16 protein-coding genes and 1 pseudogene are annotated in these 18,319 nt (G+C 69.6%); 6 read left to right on the top strand and 11 right to left on the bottom strand.

All coding sequences use genetic code 11. The features are described from left to right. Window positions 1-68: 68 nt before the first annotated feature. Genes treZ through glgX form a run of 3 tightly spaced genes read right to left on the bottom strand, consistent with a single transcriptional unit; the run spans window position 69 to window position 5,998 of the window. On the bottom strand, window positions 69-1,784 hold the full coding sequence (gene treZ / locus ABN273_RS20585) for a malto-oligosyltrehalose trehalohydrolase (RefSeq protein ID WP_349450544.1): 1,716 nt from the start codon (window positions 1,782-1,784) through the stop codon (window positions 69-71). After that, the gene (treY, locus tag ABN273_RS20590) at window positions 1,774-3,912 is read right to left on the bottom strand and encodes a malto-oligosyltrehalose synthase (RefSeq protein WP_349450545.1); all 2,139 of its coding nucleotides are present in this window, start codon (window positions 3,910-3,912) and stop codon (window positions 1,774-1,776) included. Before treY ends, treZ begins: the two co-directional genes overlap by 11 nt. Then, window positions 3,905-5,998 (bottom strand): glycogen debranching protein GlgX, encoded by a 2,094-nt coding sequence (gene glgX / locus ABN273_RS20595; protein ID WP_349450546.1) that lies wholly within the window; start codon window positions 5,996-5,998, stop codon window positions 3,905-3,907. The genes treY and glgX overlap by 8 nt, the downstream gene beginning before the upstream one ends. 184 nt (window positions 5,999-6,182) lie before the next feature. Here glgX and ABN273_RS20600 point away from each other — a divergent pair, with 184 nt between their 5' ends. Further along, window positions 6,183-6,386 carry a hypothetical protein gene (locus ABN273_RS20600; protein ID WP_349450547.1) on the top strand — a complete coding sequence of 68 codons (204 nt, stop codon included), beginning with the start codon at window positions 6,183-6,185 and terminating at the stop codon, window positions 6,384-6,386. An 88-nt stretch (window positions 6,387-6,474) separates the two neighbouring features. Next, window positions 6,475-7,047: a hypothetical protein gene (locus ABN273_RS20605; RefSeq protein WP_349450548.1), complete on the top strand. Its 573-nt coding sequence runs from the start codon at window positions 6,475-6,477 to the stop codon at window positions 7,045-7,047. Here the strand turns inward: ABN273_RS20605 and ABN273_RS20610 are convergent. Beyond that, entirely contained in the window at window positions 7,044-7,955 is a 912-nt protein-coding gene (locus ABN273_RS20610) for a threonine ammonia-lyase (protein WP_349450549.1), read from the bottom strand. The two genes, ABN273_RS20605 and ABN273_RS20610, sit on opposite strands and share 4 nt — an antisense overlap. A gap of 43 nt (window positions 7,956-7,998) precedes the next feature. On the opposite strand from ABN273_RS20610, the gene pip reads away from it, so the two are divergent. Next, window positions 7,999-8,970 (top strand): prolyl aminopeptidase, encoded by a 972-nt coding sequence (gene pip, locus ABN273_RS20615; RefSeq protein WP_349450550.1) that lies wholly within the window; start codon window positions 7,999-8,001, stop codon window positions 8,968-8,970. On the opposite strand, the gene ABN273_RS20620 is transcribed toward pip, so the two are convergent. Both ABN273_RS20620 and ABN273_RS20625 read right to left on the bottom strand, forming a co-directional pair. Further along, the gene (locus ABN273_RS20620; RefSeq protein WP_349450551.1) at window positions 8,924-9,472 is read right to left on the bottom strand and encodes a phosphatase PAP2 family protein; all 549 of its coding nucleotides are present in this window, start codon (window positions 9,470-9,472) and stop codon (window positions 8,924-8,926) included. The genes pip and ABN273_RS20620 overlap by 47 nt on opposite strands. Window positions 9,473-9,565: 93 nt before the next feature. After that, complete coding sequence (locus ABN273_RS20625; protein WP_349450552.1) at window positions 9,566-9,871, bottom strand: hypothetical protein; 306 nt, start codon at window positions 9,869-9,871, stop codon at window positions 9,566-9,568. A 78-nt stretch (window positions 9,872-9,949) separates the two neighbouring features. Between ABN273_RS20625 and ABN273_RS20630 the strand changes: the two genes are divergently transcribed. Next, on the top strand, window positions 9,950-10,744 hold the full coding sequence (locus ABN273_RS20630; RefSeq protein WP_349450553.1) for a universal stress protein: 795 nt from the start codon (window positions 9,950-9,952) through the stop codon (window positions 10,742-10,744). Between the two features lie 15 nt (window positions 10,745-10,759). Here ABN273_RS20630 and ABN273_RS20635 read toward each other — a convergent pair whose 3' ends face one another. Next, window positions 10,760-11,875, bottom strand: a complete 1,116-nt coding sequence (locus ABN273_RS20635; protein ID WP_349450554.1) for a glycosyltransferase — start codon at window positions 11,873-11,875, stop codon at window positions 10,760-10,762. Beyond that, window positions 11,872-12,843: a glucosyl-3-phosphoglycerate synthase gene (locus ABN273_RS20640; protein WP_349450555.1), complete on the bottom strand. Its 972-nt coding sequence runs from the start codon at window positions 12,841-12,843 to the stop codon at window positions 11,872-11,874. The genes ABN273_RS20635 and ABN273_RS20640 overlap by 4 nt, the downstream gene beginning before the upstream one ends. A gap of 107 nt (window positions 12,844-12,950) precedes the next feature. Here ABN273_RS20640 and ABN273_RS59510 point away from each other — a divergent pair, with 107 nt between their 5' ends. Together ABN273_RS59510 and ABN273_RS20650 are read left to right on the top strand one after the other, a co-directional pair. Beyond that, window positions 12,951-13,892 (top strand): Gfo/Idh/MocA family protein, encoded by a 942-nt coding sequence (locus ABN273_RS59510; RefSeq protein ID WP_502911088.1) that lies wholly within the window; start codon window positions 12,951-12,953, stop codon window positions 13,890-13,892. Continuing rightward, window positions 13,885-14,988, top strand: coding sequence for a zinc-binding dehydrogenase (locus ABN273_RS20650; RefSeq protein WP_349450557.1), 1,104 nt, complete (start codon window positions 13,885-13,887; stop codon window positions 14,986-14,988). Before ABN273_RS59510 ends, ABN273_RS20650 begins: the two co-directional genes overlap by 8 nt. A 9-nt stretch (window positions 14,989-14,997) precedes the next feature. On the opposite strand, the pseudogene ABN273_RS59515 reads toward ABN273_RS20650, so the two are convergent. The 3 genes and pseudogenes from ABN273_RS59515 to ABN273_RS20660 all read right to left on the bottom strand — a co-directional run. Next, window positions 14,998-16,176 (bottom strand): annotated as a pseudogene (locus ABN273_RS59515) (MGH1-like glycoside hydrolase domain-containing protein); the annotation flags it as partial. Beyond that, entirely contained in the window at window positions 16,173-16,964 is a 792-nt protein-coding gene (locus ABN273_RS20655) for a sugar phosphate isomerase/epimerase family protein (protein WP_349450558.1), read from the bottom strand. The pseudogene ABN273_RS59515 and the gene ABN273_RS20655, both read right to left, overlap by 4 nt. Next, on the bottom strand, window positions 16,961-17,989 hold the full coding sequence (locus ABN273_RS20660) for a zinc-dependent alcohol dehydrogenase (protein ID WP_349450559.1): 1,029 nt from the start codon (window positions 17,987-17,989) through the stop codon (window positions 16,961-16,963). Before ABN273_RS20660 ends, ABN273_RS20655 begins: the two co-directional genes overlap by 4 nt. Window positions 17,990-18,319: the final 330 nt, after the last annotated feature.

The raw sequence follows: 18,319 nt of genomic DNA on the forward strand, positions 1-18,319 counted from the left end.
AGCGGGGTTCTGTGGACGGTGCCCCGAGGTGCGATCCTGCCTGTGGACAACGGCTCTCCAATGGCCCCTCAGGGGAGGGCAGGGTGCAAGATGGCCATGGACTGGGCCGGGAGGCGCAGCTTCGCACCGTCCGCCACCACCGGGTCGTCCGACGCCAGCAGCACCGTCCCCGGCGACACCGGCACCGTGACCGACTCCTGCGCGAAGTTCACGGCCACGGCCACCGAGCCCCGCCACATCAGCAGCCACTTCTCCAGCGGATCCACCTCCACCCGGACCCGGTCCAGCCGCGGATCCGACAGCTCGGGCAGCGCCTTGCGCAGCGCGATCAGGTCGCGGTACCAGCACAGCAGCGACCAGTGCGCCTCCTCCTTGGCCTCGCTCCAGTCCAGTTTCGACCGCAGGAACGTCTCCTCGTCCGAGGGGTCGGGCGCGTCCCACGCGTACCCGAACCCCTCGAACTCGCGCTCCCTCCGCGCGCCCTCGCTGTCGCGGAGCGCGGGCTCCACGTGATCGGAGAAGAACAGGAACGGCGTACGCGCCCCCCACTCCTCCCCCATGAAGAGCATCGGCGTGAACGGCGAGCTCAGCAGCAGGCCCGCCCCCAGCTTGAGCGCGGTGACAGACAGCCGATCGCCCTTGGGCCGGTTGCCGATCTGGTCGTGGTTCTGGACGCAGGCCACCAGCCGGTGCCCGGGCACGCCCGCGAACGAGCGGCCGTGGCTGCGGCCGCGGAAGGTCGAATAGCTCCCGTCGTGCAACACGCCCGAGGTCAGCACCTTGGCCAGCGCCGGCAGCGAGGCGAAGTCCGAGTAGTAGCCGTGCGACTCTTCGCTCACCGCGCAGTGCAGGGCATGGTGTACGTCGTCGTCCCACTGAGCGGTCATGCCCAGGCCACCGGCGTCGAGGGAGCGCACCATGCGCGGGTCGTTCAGGTCGGACTCGGCGATCAGCGACAGGGGGCGGCCGACCGAGCAGGCCAGCGCGTCGATCTCCGCCGACAGCTCCGCCAGCAGGTGCCCGGCGCGGCGGTCGTGCAGCGCGTGCACGGCGTCCAGTCGCAGACCGTCGATGTGGTAGTCGCGCAGCCACTGAACGGCGTTGCCGACGAAGTACCGCCGCACCTCGTCGGAGTCCGGCCCGTCCAGATTGACCGCATCGCCCCAATAACTGCCCTTAAATCCGGAAAAATAGGGGCCGAATGGATGCAGGAAGTTCCCCGACGGCCCGAGATGGTTGTAGACGACGTCCAGGATGACCCCGATCCCGGCCCGATGGCACGCGTCCACGAACGACTTGAGCCCGTCAGGCCCCCCGTACGTCTCGTTCACCGCGTACAGATCCACGCCGTCGTACCCCCAGTTACGCCCCCCGGGCACGGGCGCGACCGGCATGACCTCCACGAAGTCGACACCGAGCTCCACGAGGTGCGGCAGCTTCTCGATGGCCGCCGAGAACGTCCCTTCCGGCGTGAACGTCCCCACGTGCAGCTCGTAGATCACGGCCCCCCGCAGGTCACAGCCCTTCCAGTCGTAGTCGGACCAGGTGAAGCGAGCGTGGTCGTACACCGCGCTGGGCCCGAAGATCCCCTCCGGCTGCCGCCGTGACCGGGGATCCGGGTACGGCCCGTCGCCGTCCACCAGGTACGCGTACCGCGTGCCGTGCGAGGCCCCCGCCACCTCGACCGACCACCAGCCCCCCGCCCCCGGCGACATCGCGTGGCGGACGTCCCCGGCGGACAGTTCGACGACTGTGGCCTTCGGTGCCCAGACCTCAAAGATCATGTCTCTCCAGGAGTGCGACCGGATACTGACCGAGCAGGTGCGCGAGCGGGATCCGCCCCGTGTGGAGGCCGCCGGTGAGCAGGTCACGCCAGGTCCCGGCGGGAAGCGTCAGAGACGTGGAGCCCCATCCCGACCGGGCAAGGCGCACCGGGAGCCGGGTGGCGACCGCGACGGCCTGCGGCCGGTCGAGCCGGTCGCCCCGGGCGAAGGCGATCGCGTGTTCCGCGGAGGGCCCGTCCGCCCACAGCGGCAGGTACGGCGCCGCGCCTGCGAGGCGCCGCCGCAGCCGCAGCGCCTGCGTCGTCACCAGCAGTTTGGCGGCGTCCCACGAGCTCTCCGGTTTACGGGGGTACGTCACGGGCCGCCGGTTGTCGGGATCGACCAGCGAGAAGTCGGTGGTCTCATTGCCTTGGTACACATCGGGCACTCCGGGCATCATGAGCTGCACGAGCTTGGCTCCGAGCGAGTTCGACATCGCGAAGGGCTCGATACGCGCGGCGAACTCACCCACCGGCAGCCGCACGGCCGCCTCCGCGAACTCCCGCAGGCCTCGCTCATAGGACGGATCCGGATTTATCCAGGAAATGGCGGTCTTGGCCTCCCGTGCCGCCTTGAGCAGGTAGTCGGTGAACCGCTCGACCGAGATCGGCCAGGCCGCCATGAGGTTCTGCCAGGCCAGGTAGTCGAGATGGGGATCGAAGCGCACCGAGGACGACCACGACGACACCGCGGCGGCCCACTCCTCGGGCATCTCCGGCAACACCGACAGCCGGGCGCGCACGTCCTCCGAACGCTTCGTGTCGTGCGTGGACAGCGTGGTCATCGTGTACGGCCGCATCTCCGCGCAGAAGTCGTGGAACTCCTCCACCGACACCCCGAACGCGTCCGGCTCCCCGCCCACCTCGTTGAGGCACGCCAGCGGATACCACCGGTAGAGCGCCGTGTCCTCCACGCCCTTGGCCATGACCGGGCCGCACGCCTGCTGGAAACGCACGATCGCCTCGGCGGAGCCGTACAGGACCTCGCGGGCGAGCGGCAGCACGGCGGGCGAGCAGGCCTCGGCGGCCAGCTCGACGATCTCGACGGACTCGGGCGGCGGCGGCTCGCCCGGCACCACGTACGCGCGATAGACCGGCATCGCGGCGAGCAACTCGCGCACGGCGGCGGGGTCCTGGCAGGCGGCGTCGGCGAGGCGCGCGACCTCGGCGCCGAAGAACAGGTCGAGCACCTCCCGCTTGGCCTGCGCCATCACGGGCCGGTACTCGGAAGGTTGCCCGGTCATGTCCGCAAAAAGCTGGACAAGGGGAGGCTTCCCGGCCGGATCCACGAAGAGGCCGTTGACGCGGTTGAGCACGTCGTAGCCGGTGGTGCCGTCGCAGGCCCAGTCACCCGGCAACCGCTCAGGCCCGATGAGGATCTTCTCGACCACGGTCCAGGTCTCGCCCGCCCTGGCCCGCAGCCGTTCGAGGTAGCCCCGTGGGTCGGCCAGCCCGTCGGGGTGATCGACGCGCAGGCCGTCCACCAACCCCTCGTCGAGCAGCCAGAAGATCACCTCGTGCGTGGCGAACAGCACGGACGGATCCTCGACCCGCAGCCCGATTAACGACGACACGTCGAAGAAGCGCCGGTAACCGGGCCCCTCGCGCCAGTCGGCCAGCCGGTAGTGGCCGGGATAGGGGTAGGCGTGCTCGTGGTAACGCAGCACGTCGCCGTCCACGTACGGCTCCGTGTCGTCCCAGAGCACGGGCAGGGCCACCTTCCCCTCGGCCCAGTCGATGTCGAACCAGTTCGCGTACGGCGAGGCGGCCCCGTCCTTGAGGACCGACCAGAACTGCGCGTTGACCGTGTTCATGTGGTTCGGCACGATGTCCACCACGATGCCGAGGTCGTGCGCGGCGAGTTGCTGCGCCATCTCCCTGAACCCCGTCGCCCCGCCGAACTCCTCCCTGATCCTGAAGTGGTCGGTGACGTCGTAGCCGTGCCGCGACTCGGGCGTGGACTGCAGGATCGGCGACAGGTAGACGTGGCTGGCGCCGAGGTCGCGCAGGTAGCCGGCGATCTCGGCCACCTGGGCGAAGCCGAAGTCGGGGGTCAGCTGGACCCGGTAGGTGGAGGAGGGCCTAGACACGGCGCAGCACCTGCACGCTCCGCCCGGGCACCGCGATGGCCTCGCCGCCGCGGCACGTCCGCGCGTCGAGTTTGATCGGCATGGCGGTGTCGATCTCGGTCTGCCACATCTCGCCGTAATCCTTGGGGATCGTGAACTTGATGGTGTCGTAGTGGGCGTTGAACAGCAGCAGGAACGAGTCGTCCCTGATCGGGCGGCCGCGGCGGTCCGGCTCGGTGATGGCGTCGCCGTTGAGGAACACGGCCAGCGACTTGGCGTATCCGACGGTCCAGTCGCTGTCGGTCATCTCCTCCCCGGACGGGGTGAGCCACGCGATGTCGTTCAGGCCGCGTACCGGCTTGCCGTAGAAGAAGCGCCTGCGGCGGAAGACCGGATGTTTCTTGCGCAGCGCGGCCAGGCTCTGGGTGAACTCCAGCAGCAGCCAGTTCTCCCGGACGTCGGACCAGTCGACCCAGGTCAGCTCGTTGTCCTGGCAGTAGCCGTTGTTGTTGCCCTTCTGCGTGCGGCCCAGCTCGTCGCCGTGCGAGAGCATCGGCACGCCCTGCGACAGGAAGAGCGTGGTGAGGAAGTTGCGTTTCTGCTGCTCGCGCAGCGACTCCACCGCGTCGCCCGCCGGGCCCTCCTCGCCGCAGTTCCAGGACCTGTTGTCGTCGGTGCCGTCGCGGTTGCCCTCTTTGTTCGCCTCGTTGTGCTTGACGTTGTACGACACGAGGTCCTGCAGGGTGAAGCCGTCGTGGCAGGTGACGAAGTTGATCGAGGCGGCGGGGCGGCGGCTGTCGTCCTGGTAGAGGTCGCTCGACCCGGTGAACCTGGAGCCGAACTCCGGCAGCGTGGCCGCCTGCCCGCGCCACAGGTCGCGGATCGTGTCGCGGTAGCGCCCGTTCCACTCCGTCCACCGGGACGGGAAGTTCCCGACCTGGTATCCGCCCGGCCCCACGTCCCACGGCTCGGCGATCAGCTTGACCTGCGACAGCACGGGGTCCTGCTGCACCAGGTCGAAGAACGAGCTCAGCCGGTCGACCTCGTGCAGCTCCCTGGCCAGGGTCGAGGCCAGGTCGAAGCGGAACCCGTCGACGTGCATCTCGATGACCCAGTAGCGGAGCGAGTCCATGATCATCTGCAGGACGTGCGGCGAGCGCATGAGCAGGCTGTTGCCGGTGCCCGTGGTGTCCACGTAGTACCGCTTGTCGTTCTCGAGCAGCCGGTAGTAGTTGAGGTTGTCGATCCCCCTGAACCCCAGCGTCGGCCCGAGGTGGTTGCCCTCGGCGGTGTGGTTGTAGACCACGTCGAGGATCACCTCGATGCCGGCCTCGTGCAGCGCCCTGACCATGGCCTTGAACTCGAGCACCTGCCCGCCGCGCTGCCCCTGGCTGGAGTAGCGGTTGTGCGGCGCGAAGAACCCGATCGAGTTGTAGCCCCAGTAGTTGGACAGCCCGCGCTGCTCCAGGATGTGGTCGGTGACGAACTGGTGCACCGGCATGAGCTCCAGCGCCGTCACCCCGAGCTTGGTGAGGTGGTCGAGGATCTCGGGGTGGCCGAGCGCCGCGTACGTGCCGCGCAGGTGCTTGGGGATCTTGGGATGGCTGATCGTCAGGCCCCGCACGTGGGCCTCATAGATCACGGTGTCGTGGTACGGCGTCGCGGGCGGCCGGTCGTGCCCCCAGCCGAAGAACGGGTTGATCACGATGGAGCGCGGCACGTACGGGGCCGAGTCCATGTCGTTGCGCGTGTCGGGCTGGCCGAACCGGTAGCCGTAGACCGCCTCGTTCCAGGTCACGCCGCCCTCGATGGCCATGGCGTACGGGTCGAGCAGCAGCTTGCTCGCGTTGCACCGCAGGCCGCCGGCCGGGTCGTAGGGCCCGTGGATCCGGTAGCCGTACCGCTGGCCCGGCCCGATCCCCGGCAGGTAGCCGTGCCAGATGAACCCGTCGACCTCCGTGAGCGGCACCCTCGACTCGACGTTGTCCTCGTCGAACAGGCACAGCTCGACCGCGTCCGCGACCTCGGTGTAAAGCGAGAAGTTCGTGCCCGCGCCGTCATAGGTCGCCCCGAGGGGATAGGGGTCACCCGGCCAGATCTCGATCATCGAGGCTCCCTTGCGGTGTCTCTCCCCATGTTCCGTTCCCCCGCTCGACCCGACAAGCCGCTTTGTTCCTTCCACCGTCGCCACGTCGTTACTCCAGCTGAACAGGGTGAGCCGCCCCGGACGGCGCGGTGTCGGAGGCGGCCCACGCTCCCCAGCATGGTTTGCCGCCGCCGATCCTGGCTACGTGCTGGGCCATGAGCGGCTTCAAAAGCTTCTTATTACGCGGCAACATCGTCGAGCTCGCCGTGGCGGCGACTTCCTCAACCACCTGGACAACAAGGCCGTGACCAAGCAGTGCCCCGAATGCCTCACCGACATCCCCGCAGAAGCCCGGCGGTGCGCCGCCTGCACGGCCGAGCTGGTGCCGGATTCGGAGAAGCCCAGGTAGATAGGTTTGCCAAGATGATGCGATGCCGGTTTCCGGCACTTGGGCGCAGTGGTGCGCGGGCGGGGTGCCGGTCCGACAAGATGGACCGATGAGCGTTGAGTTGATGGTGTGGGACGAGCCGGTGCCGATCAGCCGGGACCAGGCCCGCGCCACCTATCTGGCGGTGAAGCGCACGTCCCCCGTGGACGGGGACGTTCCCGACGTCGCCAAGGAGCTGCCCGGGGAGGTCACGCTCTATCCGGGCCACGTGCTCGTGTCGATGGACCTGGACACGATGGACGAGACGTCCGCCCAGGTCTTCACGGTCGCGCGGGCGCACGGGCTGGTCTGCTACGACCCGCAGCGCGACCTGGTGCACAACGTGGCGCCGCTCGGCGTGTACGAGGGCATGCAGCTCCACACGGGCGACGGCATGGTCGTCAACGACCCGGACCTCGGCCTCGTCCACGACGTGCTGGTCACGTTGTCGGCGCAGAACCCCTTCGTGGCCCTGGTGAACTTCGGACGCCACTTCCTGCAGGTCTCCCCCGGCTACGAGCTGGAGTACAAGGAGGGCACCCTGATCAGGACCATGGTGCCCGAGCTGGAGGAGGTGCAGGCGGCCTTCAACGAGTACGCCACGGGCGACCGCTCGTTCCTGAGCCGCCACGAGTGGAGCTAGATCACCTGCCTGAGCAGCTCGGGATCGACGTTCCCCCCGGACAGCACGACCACCGTGCGCCCGGCCGGCACCCGGCCGGACAGGAGCGCCGCCGTGGTGACCGCCCCGCTGGGCTCGGCCACGAGCCGCGCCGACCGCGCCAGGTGGCCCATGGCGGCCTTGATCTCGTCCTCCGACACGGTGACGATCCCGTCGAGCCGCCGGCTGAGGTGCGCGTAGGTCAGCTCGGACAGCCCTGTCCGCAGCCCGTCGGCGATCGTCCTGAACGTCCGGGCCGACCCCCACTCCACCGGGTGCCCGGCGGCCAGGCTCTCCGCGGCGTCGGCGGCCAGCTCCGGCTCGACCCCGATCACCTTGGCCTCGGGCCGCAGCGCCTTGATCGCCGTGCCGACCCCGGAGGCCAGCCCGCCCCCGCCCACCGGCACGAGCACCACCTCGACGTCGGGCAGGTCCTCGACGATCTCCAGCCCGACGGTCCCCTGCCCCGCGATCACCATCGGATGGTCGTAGGGCGGCACCAGCGTCAGCCCCCGCTCCCGCGCCAGCTTGCCGGCGACGATCTCCCGCTCCTCCGGCGGCACGATCATCGTCTCGGCGCCCCATCCTTCGATGGCCGCCAGCTTCACCTTGGGCGCCCCCTCGGGCACGACCACCACACAGGGCACCCCGAACTCCTTGGCCGCGTAGGCCAGGGCCTGCCCGTGGTTGCCGGAGGAGTGGGTGACCACGCCGTCGGGCCGCAACGACGCCACGGCGTTGTAGGCGCCCCGGATCTTGAAGGCCCCGATGGGTTGCAGGCTCTCCGGCTTCACCCATGACTCGCCCATCCGCACGAGCGGCGTCCGCACCGCCACTCCCTTGATTCGGTCGGCCGCGGCGCGGATGTCGTCAATGGTCACGAGCTTCATGCGAGCATCCTACGGACCGGCAAATGAGGCAGGATCGGGGACCATGAGAACGCTGTACCCGCCCATCGAACCGTACGAGTCGGGCCTGCTGGATGTGGGCGACGGCAACCAGATCTACTGGGAGGTCTGCGGCAATCCCGCCGGCAAGCCCGCCGTGATGCTGCACGGCGGCCCCGGCGGCGGGTGCACGGCCAAGCACCGGCGCCAGTGGGACCCGGAGCGGTACCGGATCGTCCTGTTCGACCAGCGAAACTGCGGCCGCAGCCGGCCCCACGCCAGCGACCCGGCCACCGACCTCACCGCCAACACCACCTGGCACCTGGTGGCCGACATGGAGAAGCTGCGCGAGCACCTCGGCATCGACCGGTGGCAGGTGTTCGGCGGCTCGTGGGGAAGCGCGCTGGCGCTCGCGTACGCCCAGACGCATCCCGACCGCACGACCGAGCTGGTCCTGCGGGGGATCTTCATGCTGCGGCCCCATGAGCTGCGCTGGTTCTACCAGGAGGGCGCCTCCTACCTGTTCCCCGACCTGTGGGAGTCCTATGTGGCGCCCATTCCGGCCGAAGAGCGCGGCGATCTCATGGCCGCCTTCCGCAGGCGGCTCGAGGGGCGGGACGAAGGCGCCAGGCTGGCCGCGGCCAAGGCGTGGACGCAGTGGGAGGGGGGCACGATCTCGCTGCTGCCCGACCCGGACCGGGTCGAGGAGTACGGCGAGGACAGACACGCCGTCTGCTTCGCCCGCATCGAGAACCACTACTTCCACCACAACGGCTGGTTCGAGCCCGACCAGCTCCTCAGGGACGTACACAAGATCCGGCACATCCCCGCCGTGATCGTCCAGGGCCGCTACGACGCCTGCACGCCCATGGCCACCGCCTGGGACCTGCACAAGGCGTGGCCGGAGGCGGACTTCAAGGTCGTCGACGACGCCGGGCACGCCTTCACCGAGCCGGGCATCACGGACCGGCTCATCGAGGCGACAGACGGGTTCTCGCGAGCCGTACGGCAGGTGTGACGGCCCCCACCACCAGCAGCGCGAACAACGGCGCCAGCGTCAGCCCGATGAGGAAGCCCGCGGCCACGTCGTGCGGATAGTGCACGCCCACGAAGACCCGCGAGAACGCCATGACCGCGGCCAGCGGCAGCACCACCCAGGCGAGGGCGCGCCAGACCAGCACGAGCGTGGCCGCGGCGCCGGCCGCGATCACCGAGTGGTTGCTGGGGAAGGACCAGTCGTCGGTGGGCGGGCAGGTGGCGAGCGTCGTGATCCCGCCCCGGCACGGCCGGTCCTCCCTGACGATGGTCTTGAGGACCTCGCTCACGACGTACGCGAACACCACGCCGGCCGGACCCGCGATCACCAGCGCCAGATCGCGTGCCGGACCCCGCCACGCCCGGAAGGCGGCGACCGCGAACAGCGCCACGAACAGGAATAATCCGGCGTCCGTCCCGACTTCTGCGAGCGTGTGCAGCCACTCGGGCGTGGTCATGGCGAAGTCGACGATGTCGCGGTACACGTATGTCCAATCCGTTAATGAGGAGTGGACACGACCTTACGGACTCCCGCCGTCAGATGCCTCGACCATTAGGCCGAAATATCGGGGATAAGTCTAGGAAAGGAACTGCCGGGCGAGCGCTGCCTGCTGGGCCTCCAGCTCGCCTCTGGTGATGAGGCCCTGCTCGAACGCCTCGGCGGTGGCCTCGCGGGAGGCGGCGTAGTAGGCGGCCATGATCTCGCTGCGGAGCGGCGTGAACCCGCGCTCCACGCAGTCGGAGAAGACGACGACCTTCCGCTCCACGGTTTCCGCGGCCACCGTGCAGGCCAGATCGCGCTCTCTGAGCTGCTGAACCGCCTCACGGAGCGTGACCACATGGGACCCGTTGAAGTTGAAGCGGGTGTCAAGGGTGATCTTCACTTCTTTACGCCTCCACAGGTTTACAACGTTCCGATCAAGGCCGCGTATTCCCAGCTCAGAGCGGGTAGGAGGGCATTCGTGATCGGAGAGCACGTGATCGTCGGCTACACCACCGACCAGGGCGGGCGGGACGCGCTGGCCCTCGGCGCGGCGATCACGCGTGTCACGGGCGGCGAGCTCACGGTGGCCACGATCTACCCGCCGGGCAGCCCGGGGCTCGCGGTGGAGGCGCAGGCCAACCTGGCGCACGCGGCCGAGGAGCTGGGGACGGTCCCCGCCGAGTACCTCTCGTACGAGAGCAGGGGCACGGGGCGCGGGCTGTCGGTGCTGGCCAGCCGGATCAGGGCGGACCTGATCGTGGTCGGCTCGGAGGAAGGCGGCCAGCACGGCCGCATCGCGATCGGCGCCACCGCCGACCACCTGCTCCACCTGTCGTCGGAGGCGGTCATGCTGGTGCCCGCCCAGTACGTCCCCGTCGACGGGCCGGGGCGCTTCACCCTGGCCTACGTGCACCGGCCGCAGTGCGACGAGGCGGTCGAACGCGTCGCGCAGGCGGCACTGCGGCTCGGGATCCCGCTCCGGCTGATCACTCTCGACCTGCGCACGGAGGACCAGGGCAAGCTGCGGGACGACCTCGCCCTGGCCGTGCGGCTGGCGTGGGAGACCACGGGGATCGAGGCGGAGTCGGAGGTGGCGGAGGGGCACGACGTGGCCACCGCGCTGGCCGACGTCGAGTGGCTCCCGGGTGAGCTGCTGGTCTGCGCGGCGAGCGAGGACGCGCAACCACACCGGGTGTTCCTGGGCGAGCTGGCCATGAAGGCACTACGGGCCTCGCCCTGCCCGGTCATCGTGCTTCCCCGCGGCTTCGCCTGACCCCTCGGTGCGCCGTCAGCGGGCCGCGACGAGCTCGTACAGCTCCAGGTAGCGCTCCGCCATGACGGCTGGCGAGAAGCGGCGGCGGGCCTCCCTGCGGCACTCCTCGGGGTCCAGCTCGTCCACCCGCAACACCCACTCCGCCAGCTCCTCCTCGGAGTCGGCCAGGAACCCGGTGCGGCCGTGATCGATGATCTCGGGCAGGCAGCCGCGGCGCAGGCCGACCGGAGGCACTCCGAGCGCGAGCGCCTCGACGACGGCCGTGCCGCCGGGCTCGTCCCACTGGATCGGGAAGAGCGCGGCCCTGGCCGAGGCGTAGAGCTGGTCCCTGTCCTGGCCGCCCACCGCGCCGACCCACCTGACCAGCTTCCCGTCGAGGTAGCGGGACACCTGGTCGAGGTGGTAGCGGACGTCCGGGTGGCTGTGCAGCGGGTGGTACGGGTTCTGGACGACGACGTCCAGCTCGGCGGGGGTGTTCCGGCCGCTGACCGGCCCCGCGAGCACCAGCGGCAGGCCGAGCTTCTGGCAGATCCTGGCCGCCACGTGCTGGCCCTTGAGCGTGCAGATCCGGCCCATGACCACCAGGTGCTCGCCCCGGTCGACCCGCAGGTCACGGTCGGCGAGCGGGCTGGCCAGGTAGACGGCGCCGAGCGAGGCCGCGCGCAGGGCGTCGGGGGCGCGGGCGACCTGCGACTCCGAGACGCCGTTCACCGCGATCCCCGGCGGGAACGCGCCGTAGAAGGCCGGATGCTTGTGCAGGTCCCAGTGAAGGGTGTGCAGGACGGGCGGCCCGCCGAGCGCGGACAACACCGCCGGCCCGACGACCTCCACGTGGTCGTGCACGAGGTCGATGTCGTCGCGGGCGCGCAGCTCGGCCACCACCCTGGCCTGGTGCGCGTGCGCGATCCCCATGACCTGGTTGTACGGCTTCTGCAGCTCCGTGAACTGGCCGTCGTCGAAGACGCTGATCAGCTCGTCCACTTCGAGCGTGCTGGACCCGACGGAGGCCAGGACGACGCGCACGCCGCGCTCGCGCAGCGCGGGCACCAGCGTGGCCACCACGTTCTCGATCCCCCCATAGCCAGGGGGCGGGACCGAGAGCCACGGCCCCGCGTTCACCAGGACTTTCATGCCACATCCTCCTCAAGTACGAGAGAGGCGAGCGGAGGTCGCTCCGCCACGGCCATGTCCACCAGGTCGACCCCGTCGAGCCCGAACTGCAGCATCGTCTGCGCGGGAGGGTCGTCCGGCTGCACCCGGCCCTGCCGCTCCAGGCGGGACCAGGCGGTGAGCATGATCTGCCCAGCCATCCGGCCGAGGGCGGCCATCGACTGGTGCGTGTGCGTACGCGTGCCCAGGTCCACCTGGGCCATCCCGTCCAGCCCGACGAGCTGGAGCAGGTCGACGAGGAGCCCGAACTCCACGCCGTACTCGGTGACGAACGGGACCTGTTCCAGCACCTCGCGCCGGGCGGCGTACTCGCCGCCGAGCGGCTGGGCGAACCCGGCCAGCTCCGGCCAGAACATGTTGAGCAGCGGCCTGGCCACCAGCTCCGTCACGCGCCCGCCCGCGCCGCGGCGCACGACCCCGTCGTCGCCCGTGAACGGCCGCTCGTACGCCGCCTTGACGAAGTGGGTGTCGCCGTTCACCAGCAGCGGCCCCACCAGGCCGGACACGAAGTGCGCGGGGAAGTCGCGCAGGTCCGCGTCCACGAACACGACGATGTCGCCGCTGGAGGCGGCCAGCCCCTTCCACAGCGCCTCGCCCTTGCCGGTCAGTGGCGGCAGATGTGAGAGCACCTGGTTCTGTGCCACCACGCGGGCGCCCGCCTCGCGGGCCCGCTCGGCGGTGGCGTCGGTGGAGTTGGAGTCGACGACCAGGATCTCGTCGACGAGCGGCAGGCGCTCGACGAGTTCGCGACGGATCACGCGGACGATGTCGCCCACGGTACGCTCCTCGTCACGCGCGGGGAGTACGACGCTTACCGTCGTGGATCCCTTGGCCAGAATTAAGGCTTCGACCGGCCACTCGGCTGCTCTGCTCGAGTGCGGGCCGTACCATTCCTGGACCCTGGCCAAGGCTCGCAGATCTGTCTCCATGCATCAGCCCCGATCTCATGAGGTCACGACTTCTGCCCGATCTATACGCCTTCGAACCTCTTTGTTTGGCCGCGAGTAGACGTGGCATATGCCGGATTGTGTCCCCAATGACTCGCGTCGGCATCATAGGTGCCGGAAATGTCGCCGCTCGCCACGCCGATGTACTGTCCGACTTCCCCGATGTCACGATCGCTGGGATCGCCGACACAGATCCCCACAGGGCCGAGGCTCTGGCCTCAAGGCATGGCGCAACCGCCTATGGCGGCCATGCCGACCTGCTCAGTGCCGGCGGTCTTGACGCCGTCTACGTGTGTGTGCCTCCTTTTGCGCACGGTAACCCGGAACACGATGTTCTGTCGTGCAATCTGCCGATTTTTGTGGAAAAACCCCTTTCTCTCGACCTCCAAACCGCAGAAATCATCGCGTCCGAAATCGAGCGGAGATGTTTGCCCTCCGCGGTCGGCCATCACTGGCGCTATCTGGACATCGTCCAGCAGGCCCGCGATCTGCTCGCCGAGCGCCCGGTACGGCTCGCCCTGGGCCACTGGCTGGACAAGGTGCCCCCGGTCGCCTGGTGGCTGGACCCGGCCATGTCCGGCGGCCAGATCGTGGAGCAGGCGGTCCACGTACTGGACCTGGCACGGGTCCTGGTGGGCGAGGTGACGATGGTGCACGCCGTACCGGCCGACAACAAGAGCGACGGCGAGGTGGACCGGGCGACGGCGGCGGTCCTGCGCTTCGCCGACGGGGCAGCCGGTCTGCTGGCCACCTCCTGTCTGCTCTCCCAGAAGCACCGGGTGGGGCTGGAGGTGTGCGCCGAGGGCCTCGCGCTGGAGCTCAGCGAAACCCGGCTGCTCGTGGACGGCGAACGGGTGATCGAGGACGACGGCCTGGCGAAGACGCGGGTGGACCGGGAGTTCATCAACGCCGTGCAGGGTAAAGACGCCGACGTGCGCGTGCCGTACGGTGAGGCTCTGCGGACGCACCGCCTGGCGCTGGCGCTCGCCCGGTCCGCGGCGGAACGGAGGCCGGTGGTGCTCGGTGACTGACGTCCTAAGTATCGAAGCGCCCGGTGAAGTCTGCCTGGTGCAGGAGAAGCTGCCCGAGATCCCCGAGGGCGGGTTCATGGTGGCGACCACCCACAGCGGGGTATCGGCCGGCACCGAACTGACCTATGTGAAGGGCACCAACCCGTACCTGTCCTCGAGCTGGGACCCGGCGCTCGGGCTGTTCACGGAGGGCGCGCCGTCGGTGAGCTATCCCGTGCGCGGCATCGGCTACATGCAGGTCGGCCTGGTGGTGGAGACGCGTACGCGGGCGGTGAGCGAGGGCGCGCTGGTCGCCATGTGCTACGGGCACCGCACGGCGTACGTGGCGGACCCGATGAACGACAGGTTCGTGGCGCTGCCGGACGACCTCGACCCGATACTCGGCGTCTACGTCGCGCACATGGGCCCGATCTGCGCCAACGGCCTCCTGCACGCCGCCCACGACCTGCACGGCCCGGCCGTGCAGCAGCTGGGCGACGGCGTGCGCGGGCGGCGGGTCGCGGTCGTGGGCGCCGGCGTGGTCGGACTGCTGACGGCCTGCTTCGCCATGTCCTGCGACGCGGCCGAGGTCGTGGTCGTGGACGAGACCCCGGCCAGGCTGGCGGTCGCCGAGGCGCTCGGCGCGAACGTCCTGACCGCCGACCACGATCCGGCGGTGGACCTGAAGCGCCGCTGGCGCCACGGCCGCGACGACCGGGGCGCCGACCTGGTGTTCCAGTGCCGCGGCCAGCCCCGAGCGCTGGCGCTCGGGCTCAGGCTGCTCCGGCCCCAGGGCACCCTTGTGGACCTCGCCTTCTACACGCAGGGCGCGGATGAGGTGCGCCTGGGCGAGGAGTTCCACCACAACGGGCTGACGGTGCGCTGCGCCCAGATCGGCCGGGTGCCGCGCGGCCTGTCCCACGCCTGGGACAGGGAGCGGCTCTCGCACGAGACGATCGCCCTGCTCAGGCGGCACGGCCCGCGGCTACGCGAGCACGTGATCACTGACCTCGTCGGCTTCGCCGAGGCCCCCCAGTTCCTTTCCGAGCTCGCCTCCGGACGCCGCCAGACCGTTCAGGCCGTGCTCTGCGACCACGTCGAGGATGAGGGCGGCTGACCAGCTGAAGTCGCGGCAACCATGGCCGTCCAGCGCGAACGGGTCGAAGTACTCCCGGAAACCGGCGTGCGAGACCGCGTTGATCATCCCGTCGCCGACCAGGCCGGCCAGGTCGGGGCGGCGCTCCTTCAGCCCCTGCCAGACGAGCCAGGTGAGGTTGATCCAGCTCGGGCCCCGCCAGTAGCGGGCGGAGTTGAACTCGGGCGCCGCCGGCGAGTAGCTGGGCAGCGCCCCGTCCTTGAGCGCGAACCGGTCGAGCGCGGTCGCGATCAGCGCGTCGGCGACCTCGCCGGGCAGGCCGGGGAGCATGAGCGGGGTCAGCCCGGCAGTGCTGCTCGAGCGGATCAGCTCGCCGGTGCGCACGTCGCGGGCCTGGAAGAGGGCGCCGTCGAAGAGGTGCTCGACCATGGCGGCGGTCATCGCGGCCGCCTCGCGCTCGTGCGGCTCGGGGTCGAGGCCGAGCACGTCCGCGATCTTGGCCAGCGTCGCCTCCGCCACCCCGTACGCCGTGTTGAACAGCGGGCACTCGACCTGGAACTCCCCAGGACTGCGGTAGCCGGAGTCGCGGTAGGCGCGGGCGAGCGAGACGTAGCGCTCGTAGTCGCGGTCGGTGGGCCGCTCGTCGGCGCTGACGGTGGCGAGGTCCCTGCGGACGAAGCCCGTGGTGGCGCGCCGCACGGCCTGCAGCGGCAGGTCCCAGGCCGGGCTGTTGTCCATGCCCGACTCCCAGGGGTGCACGATCGAGATCAGCCCCTCAGGCGAACGCCTGGCCGCGCGCAGGAACTCCTGCTGCGCCACGAGCCTCGGGTAGATCCGGCGCAGGAACGCGGTGTCCGGCTCGGCCAGGTGCGTCTTCCACGCGGCCAGCGCGTGGACCGGCGGCTGGATGATGCCGGAGGTCGCGCAGCCGGAGGGAGCACGTGACTCCCAGAACTCCGGCCCGGGGAAGTAGGCGCCCTCCGGCACCTCCGGGTTGAACACGATGTGCGGCACCCTGCCGTCGCGCCACTGCGCGCCGAACAGGGAGAGCAGCTCCACCCTGGCCCTTCGCGGCGACCACTGCGCGTTTCCGATCGCGATGAAGGCCGAGTCCCAGCTCCACTGATGCGGGTACAGCCGACGGGAGGGAACCGTGTAGCTGCCGTCCCAGTTCGCCACCAGGACACGCACGGCGTCGCGAAGGATCATAGGTATTTCCTGACGAAGGCTGCGGTCTGGGGAAGGACGATCTCGGGCTCGCCCCGCAGACGGCACTCCAGGGCGAGGTAGCCGTCGTAGCCGACGGCGTCCAGCGTGGCCAGCTGCGCGCCCCAGTCGAGGTGGCCGGTGCCGGGCTGGTTCCTGTTGGACTCGCTGATCTGCATGTGGGCGAGGTAAGGGGCGGCCTCGGCCAGGGAGCGGCAGGGGTCGTCCTCCTCGATGTTCATGTGGTACGTGTCGCCGACGACCCTGATCGAGTCCATGGAGCAGTACGAGACGGCCTCGGCCAGCGTGTTGACCATGTGGTTCTCGTACCGGTTGAGCGGCTCCAGCATGATCAGCACGCCGTTGCGCTGCGCGTGCTCGCCGAGCACGCCCAGCGCCTCGGTCAGCACCTCGCGGTCCTCCTCGGGGCTGCGCGGCGGCTCGAACGGCGGCAGCCGGCGCGAGAACTGCCCCCAGGAGGCGGGCGTCATGACGCCGATGCCGCCCAGCTCACCGATCACCGAGAGCTGCGACCTGAGCTGCTGGATGGCGTCCTTGCGCTTGGCCGGGTCGAAGTCGCCGATGAAGTGCGGCATGTCCACGCAGACCGTCGGCATGACGACGCCGTCGGCCTTGGCCCGCTTGAGCTCGGTCAGGCGGCCCGCGAAGTGGAAATCGCCCTTGCCGCGCAGCTCGATCGCGTCGAACCCGGCATCGACCGCGAACGCGAACTTCTCCTGCAACGTGCGGCCGGGCAGAAGCTGCTCCTGTACGGCGAGCTTCACTGTCACTCCTCGAAGGTGAAGACGAGCTGGAGCACCTCGGACTGGTGCTTGTCGATCAGGTCGAAGGCCTCCGCGGCCCTCTCGACGGGGACGACGTGGCTGATCAGCTCGCCGACCTCGACCTGGCCCTCGTGCACGAGAGCCATGAACGTGCGCTGCAGGCGCTCGACGTCCCACCGGTGCGCCAGCCACGAGGCCACGCCGCCGATCTGGGAGGAGACGAGCTGGACCTGGTTGTGGTGGAACTCCTCGCCCAGCCGCAGCCCGACGCCGTCGCCCTGGTAGAACCCGGCGGCGACGACCCGGCCGCCCTTGCGCACGGTCCTGATGGCCTCGTGCAGGCCCTGGTGGGTGCCGCTCAGCTCGATGACGGTGTCGGCGCCCTCGATGCGCTTGCGCGTGTACTCGGCCACGGAGCCCGAGCGCACGTCGATCACCTCGGCCGCGCCGAACTTCCTGGCCAGCTCCAGCCGGTCGGGAATGGCGTCGGCCGCGAGCACCCTGGCGCCGCTCAGCACGGCCAGGCGGGTGGCCAGCAGCCCGATGACGCCCTGGCCGAAGATCGCGATCTGGTCGCCCAGATGCACGTCGGCGGCGTGTACGGCGTTGAGCGCGATGGCGCCCACACGGGCGAACACCCCGGTCAGCGGGTCGGCGCCGGGCGGCATCACGTGGCCGACGAGCTTCTCCGCCGGGACGACGGCCTCGGCGCGGTGGCCCCAGATGCCCCACACGATGCTGCCGACAGGGGGATCCGCGACGTCGGGCGCGGCCTCGACCACCTCGCCGACCTCCTGGTAGCCCCAGCCGGTCAGCGGATAGGCGTGCGTCTGGCCGTCGACGAAGAGCCGGCGCTCGGTGTCCCAGTGCCGGTTGAGATATGGATTTGTGCCGCGATAGGCGGTGAGCTCGGTGCCTGCCGAGACGCCGGAATAGATCGTACGGACTCGTACGGTGCCCGGCACCAGGTCGGCGGGCGACTCCAGGCTGACGCGGACACGGCCTGGCTCTTCAAAGGTGATGACGCGCATTCCCCAACACTTACGCTTATTGATCAAACAAAAGTCAAAGCTTTAGTACCTGTTTGCATACGATAGTTGCGCTCGTAACACTCATAAGTCTACGACTTCAGCCGGTAAGCGCTGCTGCAATTGGGGTTTCTGCCAGCGTGTCTTCCGGAAAGCGACCTTATCGGCAAAGCGGACTTAGCCGTACACCTGGGCTTTCTAGGGCGTGAGGCGACCTTCGGATGACCGAAATCACACGAAGTAGATCTTTTTGCAGTAGAAGATCCTGATCTGTGAGCGTAGGCACGGACTGGGTACAGACCGGTCTCGTTATCGACTACCGCACGTTGCCGG

Origin of the sequence: Nonomuraea sp. B19D2 (genome assembly GCF_040137845.1) — a bacterium.
Classification (GTDB): Bacteria; Actinomycetota; Actinomycetes; order Streptosporangiales; family Streptosporangiaceae; genus Nonomuraea.

Excerpts from the sequence above, each read along its gene's own strand:
- treZ (WP_349450544.1), bottom strand. The coding sequence starts at position 1,784 with ATGATCTTTGAGGTCTGGGCACCGAAGGCCACAGTCGTCGAACTGTCC.
- glgX (WP_349450546.1), bottom strand. The coding sequence starts at position 5,998 with ATGATCGAGATCTGGCCGGGTGACCCCTATCCCCTCGGGGCGACCTAT.
- ABN273_RS20605 (WP_349450548.1), top strand. The coding sequence starts at position 6,475 with ATGAGCGTTGAGTTGATGGTGTGGGACGAGCCGGTGCCGATCAGCCGG.
- ABN273_RS20610 (WP_349450549.1), bottom strand. The coding sequence starts at position 7,955 with ATGAAGCTCGTGACCATTGACGACATCCGCGCCGCGGCCGACCGAATC.
- pip (WP_349450550.1), top strand. The coding sequence starts at position 7,999 with ATGAGAACGCTGTACCCGCCCATCGAACCGTACGAGTCGGGCCTGCTG.
- ABN273_RS20635 (WP_349450554.1), bottom strand. The coding sequence starts at position 11,875 with ATGAAAGTCCTGGTGAACGCGGGGCCGTGGCTCTCGGTCCCGCCCCCT.
- ABN273_RS20640 (WP_349450555.1), bottom strand. The coding sequence starts at position 12,843 with ATGGAGACAGATCTGCGAGCCTTGGCCAGGGTCCAGGAATGGTACGGC.
- ABN273_RS59510 (WP_502911088.1), top strand. The coding sequence starts at position 12,951 with ATGACTCGCGTCGGCATCATAGGTGCCGGAAATGTCGCCGCTCGCCAC.
- ABN273_RS20660 (WP_349450559.1), bottom strand. The coding sequence starts at position 17,989 with ATGCGCGTCATCACCTTTGAAGAGCCAGGCCGTGTCCGCGTCAGCCTG.